The organism is Ruminiclostridium sufflavum DSM 19573, assembly GCF_003208175.1.
Classification (GTDB): Bacteria; Bacillota; Clostridia; order Acetivibrionales; family DSM-1351; genus Ruminiclostridium; species Ruminiclostridium sufflavum.
This window is the reverse complement of sequence record NZ_QKMR01000002.1, coordinates 98755-110954: the sequence shown is the minus strand read 5'-3', so window position 1 is coordinate 110954 and position 12200 is coordinate 98755. Positions and strand designations below refer to the sequence as shown.

The following is a 12200-nucleotide window of genomic DNA, read 5'->3' as shown; positions in this document are numbered from 1 at the left end:
TTCATCACTTTAAATATTCTTTGAATAATTTTATCATACACAACAATAGTTTTGCAACTAAATTTATATTTTAACAAATCAAGCCTATCCCAGAAAGAAGTCCTTTAATTCCTGCTGGTCATGCAGCGAGGAAGCAGTAATAATAATGTCACCGTCCGCTAAAATAGTATCTCCTTTAGGAATTATCACTAAGTCTTCCCTGATTACGGAAATTAATACGCAGTCCTTAGGTATTGAGATTTCCCTTAAGGATTTATTTACAACAGGGGATGAATTGGTGATATTTATTTCGTTTAATGCTACCTTTCCGCCTCTTAGCTTCATAAGTGTTTTCATGCCCATAAAGTCAACTTCCTGCTCAATTAAATCTGCAATTACTGAAGTACTGCTCAATGCAATATCTACACCCAGCTTTTCAAATACAACTATGTTTTTAGGATTGTTTACCCGGGCAATTGTTCTCTTTATCCCAAAGTTTCTTTTTGCAAGCTGGCATGCAATCAGATTGTCCTCATCCTTGCCTGTGACAGCAATAAAGGTATCCGGCTTTTCAGCAATACACTCCGTTAAATGGTCTATATTTGTTCCATCTCCGTTAACTACACATATTTTAAGCTCATTTGCTATTTTCTCGCACAATTCTCTCTTTCTTTCTATGATAGCTATTTTATGCTTATATTGTTGAAGAGTCTTAGCCAGATAATAGCCAACTTTTCCGCCACCAACAATTACAATGTTCATACTAACCTCCACGCCTTCTTTTGCTATCCTCCACGGATACCATTCATTATCTTCTATAGGCAGTTTCTGCAATTACAACAACATCATCCTTTATCAGCTTTGCAACCTTATTGGCAAAAATAAATTCTCCCGAGCGGACTATTCCCAAAATCATGCCTTCCTTAATTTTAATTTGTCCGATTTTTCTGCCAACATAGCTGTTTTCAAGCTTGATATGCCTGAACACAATTGATGTATTGCCGATTATATGAGTACTGATATCATTTCCGGATTGCATTGATGCTCTCATAACATTTACAGTTATATCCGTAGGGCAAATAGTTTCAAGCCCGAACTCATGAAAAACCCGTTCCCGGTCAGGATTATAAATCCTTGCAACCACCTTCGGCACTTTAAAAATCTCTTTTGCAACCTGACAAACCATTATATTGACGTTATCATCCTCTGTTACCGCAACAAGTACATCTGCCGTTTCAATGCCTGCCAATTTCAATACGTCCTGATCAATAGGAACTCCTGTTATAGTCACTCCGTCAAAATCATGAGGAAGATTTTTAAATGAATTGGCATCATTAGAAACCAAGGCCACATCATTTCCCTCTTTTGACAATACCTGTGCAAATTTTGACCCTACCTTGCCGCATCCTATAATAACAACCTGCATGACTTTTTCCTCCCGAAAAGTTCCCTCAAAGGCTTGAACCGTAATTGACTTTAGTCTATATATTCCTAAAGGTAAAATTATATGTTAAACGTAAAAATAAGTCAATATTCTCTAATTAATTTAACTGCTTATGCAGGTTAAATTTACATTTATACTCAATTTATTTTAATGATACTTTTTCCAAGTATTTTTTCCCTTATAGTACTGGATACTAACACATATATTGCTTTTTAATAGAAAGAGGTAGATATCTTGCTGGTAGTTTTTATAAGAACAATAATTTTATATACTATTGTTATAGTCGCCATGAGAATTATGGGAAAAAGGCAAATCGGCGAATTACAGCCATTTGAGCTTGCCATTGCAATTATGATTTCCGATCTGGCATCTGTCCCTATGCAAAATACAGGTGTTCCTTTATTGCATGGTGTCATACCCATACTTACAATGCTGGCAATTCAGATAATAATATCGTTTGTATCCTTAAAAAGCACACGGGCAAGAAATATAATCTGCGGCAAACCAAGTGTATTAATATCCGCAGGAAAAATAAATGAAAATGTTTTTCAAAACGAGCTTTACACTTTAAATGATTTTCTTGAGCAGTTGAGAAGCAAGGATATATATAACATAGCAGATGTCGAGTATGCCATTTTGGAGTCTAACGGACAGCTCAGTGTAGTTCCTAAAGCAGGTAAAAGAAATGTTACACCCGAAGACCTTAATTTAAACGTAAAATATGAAGCCCCTGCACTTGAACTGATTATCGACGGCGACTTAATAAAGGAAAACCTGAAAAATGCCAATTTAGATAAGCATATGCTGGAGGCAGAGCTAAATAAGATAGGAATCAAACAAATAAAGGATGTTCTTTTTGCAAGCATTGACTGTGACAGGAAGCTGTTTTGCCAAGCTAAAGAAAAAAGGAGTAAATAATGAGAAAAATAAATATAAATACAAAAACAATATTACTTGTAGCATGCTTACTTTTAAGTGTAATTATCCCCGGCCTGTTATCACAGCGTTATCTGAATTGTTCAGCCGAAAAATTAGACTCAAGCCTGAAAAACGCATCCGGCTTTGTAGATAATAAGCAATGGAATAATGCTGAAGAACAGCTTTATTTGTTTGAAGCAGAGTGGGAGAATACTAAATTTGGCTGGACGATGCTTTTAGATCATTCGGAAATAGACAATATAGATAATTCCTATGCAAAGTCAAAAAAATATATCGAAATACAAGACTTTTCATCAGCCTCGGCTGAACTGCAGTCATTAAGGCACTTGGTTCTGCATATACCCCAGAGGGAAAAATTTTCGATTAACAATATTTTTTAAAACCATGCAGCTATATTTTATTTAAATCCTCTCGCAGCCAGAAAGCAAATGAAAAAAATATAGAATATGCCTCCTGACAGCAGAGGTACAGGATTCAAGCATCTGAACCTCCTTATCCATATAAAGGTGATCAGAGATGAGGCTAATGCCATAAAGGCACTGACTAAGGTAATAGTGTCCAGCTTCCATGCGGTGGTTAGAATGCCTATAGAGACAGGAATACAGCTTTGAAAAACCATCGCCCCGGTTATATTTCCGAGAGCCAGTGTATCCTTGCCCTTACTTATCCAAATTATGCTATTAAATTTTTCAGGCAATTCTGTGGCTATAGGAGTGATTATTATTGACAATACCAAGGCAGAAATATTCATGGCATCAGAAACAACCTCAATATTTTTTATAAATAACTCTGCTCCGGCAATTATGGCAATAAGTGCGGCTATAATCTGTATAATTATAATTGCAATGCCCGTTCGGGTATTGAACACCCCGTCAAAAATCAACCGGTCAAGCTCTTCATTGCTTGCCTTATCATTGCTTACAGTTTTTATGACATAGCTTACATAGCAAATTACCAGCAAAACAGCCACTATATATTTAAAAACAGCTGAAGCAGTCAATGAAACCAATATTGCACTTGTGTATACTATCACGAAAAAGGAGATATCCCTGCTCAGAACATCTAAATTTACATTTAAATTATATTTGGTTTTTCGTCTGCCTGAAAAAATTATTGCACTTAGACCTGTTATAAAAAATGCAAGTGTGGACAGCATAAATGGTGCTCCTGCAATTGCACCTATTCCAATATTGACAGAATTCAAATCATTCCTTGAAAACAGCAGAGCTATTGCAGGTATCAAGGTCTCAGGCAGGCAAGTTCCCACAGCTGAAAAAATGCTTCCTACCACCCCATCTCCCAGCTCGAACCTTTTCCCAAGCCACTCTATTCCATTTGTAAATAATTCGCAGCCAATAAGTATGATACCTAAACTCAATATAAGTATTATTATGTTTTGCAGCATTATTCTATCTCTTTTCTAAATATGTTTTTTAAAAAATCAGATAAGGCTAATGCAGTTAATAGCTGAAATAAACAGCAGAAAATATATCAATCCTTATCACTATAAATAATATGATTTAAAAATAAAATTTAGTTATAAATTTAAATTGAATTGAAACAGGCAAGGAACAGATTGCTTTCAAAGCAGGCATATTCCGCCGGAAAAGAGATGGAATACAAGCAGTATAAGCCCTGTAACGGCTTGGAGCTGTGCTTGACTACAGCAGGCTTGATTCAAAAAAACTGCTGCAAATTATTCTTCACGAAGTCAGAATTATTTGTGCAGCAGCACTTGTGCAGCAGCTTCTTTTTGATAAATCTGGTGGGCAATAAGGGACTCAAACCCCTGACTTCTTCCACGTCAAGGAAGCACTCTATCAGCTGAGTTAATTGCCCGTTATTAAATTATTTAAAACCACTTTATTATAATAAACATTAAACCTATATCTTGTCAATACTGTTTCAAATCTTTATGCCTGAAAATTTATATCCTGTCCGGTAAAGGGTTAATTTATCAAAGCCGGTTAAGGTGAAAGCCACAAGCCTATTTTTCCTTTTTCTTGTATTCCAGATCCAAGTATATCTGAGTTATCAATCTTTGTAAAATCAAGCTCACAATAGTATTAAAAAATGAAGCTAAACATGCAGTTCCAAAGGAACTCCCTGAAAACAGCAAAAGCATCGGTAATTCAAACATCAGAAAGAAACCAATAAATACACTGACTATTTGCGTTTTTTTCCCTTTAGTTACCTCTGCACATGCTGTCATGGCATCCGCTACGGTCAACTTAATATCCAGTATATAACAATATCCAAACACAAAAATTATATATGCAATAATTCCGGGTATAATGAAAAACATAGTGCCGATTGATACCAGCAAGCCAAATATAATATTATAGCCAATAAGCCTCCCAAGGTGCTTAAAAGCACCTTTAAAGCTGCCAGCCGAAGCTGCTGTGTTTTTACCTCTTGCTTCACAAATATATGTATACATATAAACAGAGAGCAACAAATTTGAAATTAATTTAACTAAAAATAATGTTGCCAATACGGCCAGCAAGATATAAACTGCCTGATAAGAAGGAAGCATTGCCTCCTTTTCAGCCGGCATCATTCCGGTCATCAAAAAAGAAGATATCACATCTATGTCATCTAATGATAATAAATTCAGCAGCTTGTACTCAACAAAATTACCGGCTATTTGAAAAATAAGAATCAGAAGAAAAATAGCTTTTACCAGTCTCTCATTCTTAAGCCTGTGGAACTTAATACATTCCGGAAGATATTCAAAAAAATTCTTAATTTTTGAAGTATCATGCATTGCGGCAGAACCTCCTTCATTAAAACCATTTATTGCGTTTAAAAATCATTAGCAAACCGATTATTGCCATCGGCACAAAAATCATGCCAAACACAATCCAGAACGCATTGCCGAAATCGGACATGGGAATTCCTTTAACATTCATTGAAAACAAACCGCTCACTAATGTCATTGGAAAAACAATAACCTGCAAAGTCGTAAAAGTACGCATCAAATTATTCATTCTATGTGAGGTTAATGATTCATAAGTGGCATCTATTGCCTCTACCACTTCTTTATAATTTTCAAGCATATCCCATATCTTTTCTGCCTTGTCTGTAATATCGTCAAAGTACATTTCCATATCCTCGGGAAGGTATTTCCTGATAGCCTTTTCCAGTATCAATATAACAGGTCTGAGCGGCTTAAGGATACGCCTGTAATTAATAATCTGCATCTTTGCTATTGATATCTCTTCGAGCATTGCTCTGGTTTGATATCTGAATATTTTTTTATTCAGAGCATCAAGCATGGTGCCTATTTTATCCAGCATTGGGAAGCAATAATCAAAAAGCCTCTTAATGATTTCATATAACAGCAGTGCCGAGCCCTCGGCCATAAAATTCTCTCTGGCCTCCTGCTTCGACTGGCATATATTGGAAAACGCAACCAAGGGCTTCAACTCACCCTCATGCAGAGTTATTAAATAATTGTGACCCAAAAAAATGTCTATCTCCTCAGAATCCAGCCTCATGGTATCCTTGCGATATCGCGGGAAGTGCATTACTATAAAGCAATAATCCTCATACTCATCAACCTTGGAACGCTGATGCTCCGCCAGACAATCCTCCAAAGGCAGCTCATGGAACTCATACTTCTTTTCCAGCATATCAATTTCACTTTTGGTAGGCTTAGTAATATCTATCCATGTAAGACCGTTAAAATTAATTTGCTTTATCCCTGCTACAGGTCTTTCTGTTTGTACAATTTGTTTTTTGTCTTGAAAAAAAGATAAAGATAGCATAAAAAGTCCTCCGTTTTTCAAGGAGGACACACTCTTACACTTGCATAAGTTCAGAATTCAAGCTTTGCATGGCCCTCCCAAAAGTAATATTTATTTTAAAGCAACTACAATGATACGGGTCTGTGCCCACCTGAATTCACCACCTGTATTTTTAATAATAACAGCACTAGCTTAGTATACTACTTATCATGTCTAAATTACAAGATATTTATTACTCAAATCCTGCATATGTACAAATTATATAAGGAAACCACCATTAGGACTTATCACTTGTCCGGTAATAAAGCCTGCCTTTTCAGAAGCCAGAAATGCAATTACCTCTGCCACATCAATACATTTTCCTATTGTTCCAAGAGGTGTTTGTTCCTTTAAGTCCTCAAATGCATTTTCATCTAAATCAGAATTCATATCTGTATCAATCACACCGGGAGCGACACAATTCACCTGTATGCCGGAAGGGCCCAGCTCCTTGGCTAATGCCTTGGTCATACCGATTACAGCCGCTTTCGTAGATGAATATAAAACTTCACAGGATGCCCCTGTCATTCCCCAGACAGATGAAATATTAATTATTTTACCCGACTTGTTTCTTATCATAGCAGGCAAAACACCCTGACAGCATAAGAACATGCCCTTAACATTAACATCAAACATTCTGTCCCATTCTTGCAATGAAATATCCGTAAATAGTGCTTGCTTAGCCATCCCGGCGTTATTCACCAAAACATCAATCTCTCCGAACCGCTTATTTACCGAGTCAATCATGCTTACAACCTGCTCCCTGCACGCTACATCAGCCTGTACAAGCATTGCCCTGTGACCGGCTTTTGCCAATTCATTCACCAATGCTTCAGTTGATTTTTTACTTTGGTTATAATTTAATGCTACGTTATAGCCACCTTTTGCAAACAGCTTTGCAGTTTCATAGCCTATTCCTCTTGAAGCCCCTGTAACCAAAACCGTTTTATTCACAAAGCCCATCCTCCGTCCCGGAAACCGTACCGCCCAAGAAATTTATCCGGCATTTATCATAGGCTTGATAATATGACGGAATATATCCTAAAACAGCTATCGGTCATAAATATCTTTCACCTAATTACCTTCAATAATAGTTTTAAAAAACTCCTGTTTATCTGAGTCATTTTTAAACATGCCAAAATAATCTGCAATTTCAATTGCAAAATCAACAAATGAAATTCCTTTTGATGTTATTATATTTTTATCCCTGACTACTCTTGTATTGACAAAGTTCTCCCTGGGGAAAGGATCCTCTTCATTTCCAAAGGCTTCACGTCTTGCCTGAGTCCATTCGACAATTGATGTGGTATATTTAACCTTTTTCAGAATTCCTGCTTTTGCAAAATATCTTGGCCCCGCACAAATAGCCGCAAGCAGCTTCCCTTTGTCAAAAAAATCATTTATTAATGCCAATATTTCATCCTTTACAACAGGATTCCAGCCTCCCGGTATAATAAAGCCGTCATAATCCTCGGAAGCCGCTTCCGATATAGCTATCTCAGGCATGTAAACCATACCGCCCTTACTTCTTACGGGCTTTTTCTCATAGGCACACGAAATTATTTGCTTTGACAGTTCGTGTCCTAGCAAATGCGTGGCATAGACTACTTCAAAATCAGCCATATCATCATACATAAATACTAAAATTTTACTCATATTAACCTCCACGCCGAGTATCGGCACAAACTTTATAGTAAAGCAAAGTGGCGGTACGCAAGATTATTTTTAAACCTCCACATTTCTTTCGAGCTAACCCTCGCCCCCAACCTTGAAATCATTTTGTCTGTTCTTCCAGCATTTCCAAATAATCCTTCGCAGCCTTCCGGGAAAGTCCGCACATTTCTTCTGATGGTCTAAGTCCCGAACAAACCTTTGGCCTTTCAGGCTTTCCAAACAGCTTGCATCTGTTTTGCTCACTCAATTGAATACATCTGACTCCTGCCGGCTTTCCATCAGGCATTCCGGGAATAGCTGAAGATATTGACGGTGATATGCAGCAAGCACCGCAATTTTCCCTGCACTCCATTTTACCTCACACCCTTCTTGTTAAGGCTATTCTCCGTACTACCAGCTCTTATACGGGTTTTCAACGAGATTAGAATTAAAATACCTTATGTCATATGTAATCTCATTTCCAACCCATTCGGGCTTTGCAAATATTTGGGCTTCATTTTCCAACTCTATCTCGGCTGTAATAAGTCCCTCGTTCACACCTAAAAATTCGTCTACTATCCATTTGCAGCCTTCATATGTCAGAAAGTATCTGATTTTCTCTATTATAGGCCGTACACACAGCTTGTCAAGCATTCTTTCAGCCTCATGAACAGGAATGTTATATTCAAATTCTTCTCTTGTGCAGGACCTGGTTTTTCCTTTAATAGTCAGAAAGCCCTGCCCATCATAACTCCTGACTCTGACTGTACGTTCAAAATCAATGCTTAAATATCCCTGCCTGAATAAAGCTTTGTTTTTAGTCCTTTTAAATTTATCACTTGTGACAAGAAATTTCTTTTCTATTTCCGTAGCCATTTTCTATCTCCTAAAATTACTATATATAATTATATCTCATATATCAATGTTTATACAATATAGTACCTAAGAGAAGGAGCCCGGTTATACAACCGGGCTCCTTCTTATCATCCTAATAATTTTCTAACTATTTTATTTACCAGCTTACCGTCAGCTTTACCTTTGGTTTCAAGCAACACAACCTGCATAACTTTTCCGATATCTTTAGCAGAAGCAGCTCCTGTAGAAGAAACAGCCTTTTTTACAATTTCTTCTATCTCATTCTCACTTAACTGCTGCGGTAAATATTTCTTCAATACTTCAATTTCAGCTTTTAGATTATCTATAAGATCCTGTCTACCACTTCTTTCAAAGTCAGGTAAGGTATCAACTCTTTTTTTAACTTCTTTAGCAATAATCTCAACTATAGCATCATCGTCTAGGGTGACCTTCGTGTCTTTTTCAACCTGAAGCACTGCCGACCTCGCCACTTGAATAGCTGTTTTTGAAGCTGTATCACCATCCTTCATGGCTACTTTTAAATCCTGAACTAACTTAGCTTTTAATGACATAACAAATATCTCCTGTAAACTACAATTGTCACAGTTTTATTTGAATTTTCTCTTTCTTGCAGCTTCAGATTTCTTTTTTCTCTTAACACTCGGCTTCTCGTAATGCTCTCTCTTTCTAACCTCAGCTAAAACACCTGACTTAGCACAAGATCTTTTAAACCTTTTGAGAGCACTATCCAAAGACTCATTCTCTTTAACTCTTACTTCAGACACAAAACTTCCCTCCCTCCGATAATAGCAATTGTGCCGGGAAAATAGCTGTAGTATGTTTGACACACACTATAGGGAATTATGCTAATTACAGCACACAGTATATTATATATTAATTTTCAAAATTGTGTCAACCTTTATTTATAAATCATAGATAATAATGATTTTATTTAATATATAATGCGAAAAAATCAAAGGATTTTAGTTCCTAAAGACTTTCCTCCCACAAGATGGTAATGCAAATGAAAAACAGTCTGGCCGGAATCAGGTCCGCAGTTATTTATAAGCCTGTATCCGCTGTCAGATATACCCAGCTTCTTTACAATTTCATTAACAGCCAAATGTATATCCTTCATCACATCAACATTATCCTCAGTTAAAGCGTTATGAGATGAAATATGCTGCTTCGGTACTATTAAAACATGCACCGGCGCTTCAGGCTCAATATCTAAGAACGCATATACCTTATCAGTTTCATAAACCGGCGTTGAAGGTATCTCTCTGTTTACTATCCTGCAAAAAAGACAATCGCTCATTTCTTTGTCCTCCCTTTTTAAGAAAATTTAAAATATTTATATATACATATATGATAGCCAATTATTAAGCTGTTTTTACAATAATAACATTATTTAATTTGCTTTTCAATTACTGATGCAGCAGGTCAATTTAATTGCACATGACTAAACAGCTATATTTTTTTTCTGATTTGTCTTAAGGTAAATATTATTTATATATTGAGATAAAATAAATACAGCATAAGCCCTAAAGGAAATAATTATATATTTCCTTAAAATTACAGCATTTTTCGTGCTTATTATTAATTTTAGCGTTTTATGTATATTTATTCATATATATATGATAAATATAATTGATTCGTTTGACAAATTTATGTATAATCAACTTACAATTATAGCTTTTAATAACAATAAAAATAAATACAGGTTAACTATGACCTACGGAGGCTGAATATGAATATTATTGAAGGCGGAGTTACGGCTCCAAAGGGATTTACAGCTGCAGGCGCAGCTGGCGGAATTAAAAAAAACAATAAAAAAGATATAGCTATTGTGTGCTCAGAAGATACTGCAGTGGCATCGGGCGTATTTACGACAAACCTTGTTAAGGGTCACTCTCTTCAGGTTTCTATGGAACATATAAAAAACGGATTTGCAAGAGCTATAGTTATTAACAGCGGCAATGCCAATGCATGTGTCGGAGAAAGCGGATATAAAGATGCAAAAGATATGACTGCATTAGCTGCCGAGCTTTTACACTGCGATTCTGAAGACATTCTGGTAAATTCAACAGGTGTTATCGGTTCAAAGCTGAACATGCCAAACGTCCGTTCAGGAATCAGATCCGCGGTAAATGCGTTAAGTATTGACGGAAGTGCCGATGCTGTGGAAGCCATTATGACAACCGACCTGTTATCTAAAGAAATTGCCGTTGAAATTGAAATACAGGGCGGAAAGGTTCGTATAGGGGGCATTGCAAAAGGCTCCGGAATGATTCATCCAAATATGGCTACAATGATTGGTATAATCACTACCGATGCAAATATATCACGAAGCTTGCTTGATAAAGCTTTAAAGCATTGTGTAAAAACAACCTTTAACAGGGTTTCTGTGGACGGCGACACAAGTGTCTGTGATTCGGTTTTTGTTCTTGCAAACGGCTTCGCTGACAATGATGCCATAGTAAAAAATGATTATGAATATTCTGTTTTTGTTGATGCTCTTATGTATGTCTGTACGTATCTGGCAAAGTTAATAGCAAAGGATGGCGAAGGTGCCACAAAACTGATCGAAGTTATTTGTGACGGTGCACAGGATGAAGCAGATGCATACAAGGTAGTAAGCTCCATTGCCAAATCACCTCTGGTTAAAACCACAATCTTCGGAGAGGATGCAAACTGGGGCAGAATTATCACCGCTGCCGGATATTCAGGTGCAACCTTTGATCCAAATCTTATCGACATCCATATAGGCGAGCTTCTCGTATGCAGAAACGGAGCTGCAGTTAATTTTGATGAAAATACCGCCAAAGAAATACTCAAGAAAAAAGAAATCACCGTAAGAATTAATCTGAAAAAAGGCAACGTTTCAGACAGGATTTGGACTTGTGACCTATCATATGATTATGTGAAAATAAACGGAAGCTACAGAAGCTAAAAAAGGTATCGCACAAAAACAGACAGATATCCGCATATAATGCATCAAATAAAAATAATTTGCCGTTTTTTTCTTATACTGGTATAATGTCATAAAGAGCATATTTTATCTTTTAGTATTACTTAGGGGGTTTGCTTATGTCCGCGCAATTAGTTCTGTTTAAAGTAAATGATGAGGTATTTGCCATTAATATCAATAGTGTAAATATTATTGAAAAAATCACTGATATTTATAAAGTACCTGATACTCCTGTATATATTGAGGGACTAATTAATCTTAGAGGCAAGGTTCATACGGTTTTCAATGTCAGGAAAAAGTTTGGCTACCCGCAGATTGAGTTTGATGAAAGCACTCGTATTATTATTTTAAATCATGAATCTGTTGTTGGTCTGCTTGTTGATGAAGTCTGTGAAATCATCAGTGTTGAGGATACTGGCATAAAACCTGCTCCAGAGCTTATTTCCGGTTTGTCAGGCAAGTTTTTCAGCGGGATTGCTGAGAAAGACGGCAAAATAATACTTATCTTTGATTTAGATAAATTACTTGAGAAATAAATATACATTATTCTGCCGGAAAATGACAGGACAGC

Annotated in this window: 16 protein-coding genes and 1 tRNA gene; 4 read left to right on the top strand and 13 right to left on the bottom strand. The window is 36.5% G+C overall.

Going from position 1 to position 12200, the window contains the following annotated elements:
* Positions 1-84 precede the first annotated feature (84 nt).
* Both LY28_RS01850 and LY28_RS01845 read right to left on the bottom strand, forming a co-directional pair.
* The gene (locus tag LY28_RS01850; protein WP_110460470.1) at positions 85-741 is read right to left on the bottom strand and encodes a potassium channel family protein; all 657 of its coding nucleotides are present in this window, start codon (positions 739-741) and stop codon (positions 85-87) included.
* A gap of 46 nt (positions 742-787) precedes the next feature.
* Positions 788-1405 (bottom strand): potassium channel family protein, encoded by a 618-nt coding sequence (locus LY28_RS01845; RefSeq protein ID WP_110460469.1) that lies wholly within the window; start codon positions 1403-1405, stop codon positions 788-790.
* Between the two features lie 252 nt (positions 1406-1657).
* Between LY28_RS01845 and LY28_RS01840 the strand changes: the two genes are divergently transcribed.
* Both LY28_RS01840 and LY28_RS01835 read left to right on the top strand, forming a co-directional pair.
* On the top strand, positions 1658-2341 hold the full coding sequence (locus tag LY28_RS01840) for a DUF421 domain-containing protein (RefSeq protein ID WP_110460468.1): 684 nt from the start codon (positions 1658-1660) through the stop codon (positions 2339-2341).
* Entirely contained in the window at positions 2341-2742 is a 402-nt protein-coding gene (locus LY28_RS01835) for a DUF4363 family protein (RefSeq protein ID WP_242981118.1), read from the top strand. The genes LY28_RS01840 and LY28_RS01835 overlap by 1 nt, the downstream gene beginning before the upstream one ends.
* A 17-nt stretch (positions 2743-2759) precedes the next feature.
* Here LY28_RS01835 and LY28_RS01830 read toward each other — a convergent pair whose 3' ends face one another.
* The 11 genes from LY28_RS01830 to LY28_RS01780 form a co-directional block, all read right to left on the bottom strand.
* Positions 2760-3767, bottom strand: a complete 1008-nt coding sequence (locus LY28_RS01830) for a sodium:calcium antiporter (protein ID WP_110460467.1) — start codon at positions 3765-3767, stop codon at positions 2760-2762.
* A gap of 358 nt (positions 3768-4125) precedes the next feature.
* Positions 4126-4201, bottom strand: a tRNA-Val gene (locus tag LY28_RS01825).
* Between the two features lie 148 nt (positions 4202-4349).
* The gene (locus LY28_RS01820; RefSeq protein ID WP_110460466.1) at positions 4350-5129 is read right to left on the bottom strand and encodes a YciC family protein; all 780 of its coding nucleotides are present in this window, start codon (positions 5127-5129) and stop codon (positions 4350-4352) included.
* Positions 5130-5148: 19 nt separating this feature from the next.
* A complete protein-coding gene (locus tag LY28_RS01815) occupies positions 5149-6132 on the bottom strand; it encodes a magnesium transporter CorA family protein (RefSeq protein ID WP_110460465.1) in 984 nt (327 codons plus the stop codon).
* A gap of 237 nt (positions 6133-6369) precedes the next feature.
* The gene (ymfI, locus tag LY28_RS01810) at positions 6370-7113 is read right to left on the bottom strand and encodes an elongation factor P 5-aminopentanone reductase (RefSeq protein WP_422784976.1); all 744 of its coding nucleotides are present in this window, start codon (positions 7111-7113) and stop codon (positions 6370-6372) included.
* Positions 7114-7224: 111 nt separating this feature from the next.
* Positions 7225-7806: a DJ-1/PfpI family protein gene (locus LY28_RS01805; RefSeq protein WP_110460464.1), complete on the bottom strand. Its 582-nt coding sequence runs from the start codon at positions 7804-7806 to the stop codon at positions 7225-7227.
* A gap of 118 nt (positions 7807-7924) precedes the next feature.
* Positions 7925-8176, bottom strand: a complete 252-nt coding sequence (locus LY28_RS01800) for a YkgJ family cysteine cluster protein (protein ID WP_110460463.1) — start codon at positions 8174-8176, stop codon at positions 7925-7927.
* Positions 8177-8214: 38 nt separating this feature from the next.
* Entirely contained in the window at positions 8215-8679 is a 465-nt protein-coding gene (locus LY28_RS01795) for a CYTH domain-containing protein (RefSeq protein WP_110460462.1), read from the bottom strand.
* A 107-nt stretch (positions 8680-8786) separates the two neighbouring features.
* A complete protein-coding gene (locus LY28_RS01790; RefSeq protein WP_110460461.1) occupies positions 8787-9230 on the bottom strand; it encodes a GatB/YqeY domain-containing protein in 444 nt (147 codons plus the stop codon).
* A 36-nt stretch (positions 9231-9266) separates the two neighbouring features.
* Positions 9267-9443 (bottom strand): 30S ribosomal protein S21, encoded by a 177-nt coding sequence (rpsU, locus tag LY28_RS01785; protein ID WP_004622093.1) that lies wholly within the window; start codon positions 9441-9443, stop codon positions 9267-9269.
* Positions 9444-9631: 188 nt separating this feature from the next.
* On the bottom strand, positions 9632-10003 hold the full coding sequence (locus tag LY28_RS01780) for a histidine triad nucleotide-binding protein (protein ID WP_278302476.1): 372 nt from the start codon (positions 10001-10003) through the stop codon (positions 9632-9634).
* 405 nt (positions 10004-10408) lie between these two features.
* Here LY28_RS01780 and argJ point away from each other — a divergent pair, with 405 nt between their 5' ends.
* Together argJ and LY28_RS01770 are read left to right on the top strand one after the other, a co-directional pair.
* On the top strand, positions 10409-11611 hold the full coding sequence (gene argJ, locus LY28_RS01775) for a bifunctional glutamate N-acetyltransferase/amino-acid acetyltransferase ArgJ (protein WP_110460459.1): 1203 nt from the start codon (positions 10409-10411) through the stop codon (positions 11609-11611).
* A gap of 137 nt (positions 11612-11748) precedes the next feature.
* Complete coding sequence (locus LY28_RS01770; RefSeq protein WP_110460458.1) at positions 11749-12165, top strand: chemotaxis protein CheW; 417 nt, start codon at positions 11749-11751, stop codon at positions 12163-12165.
* Positions 12166-12200 lie beyond the last annotated feature (35 nt).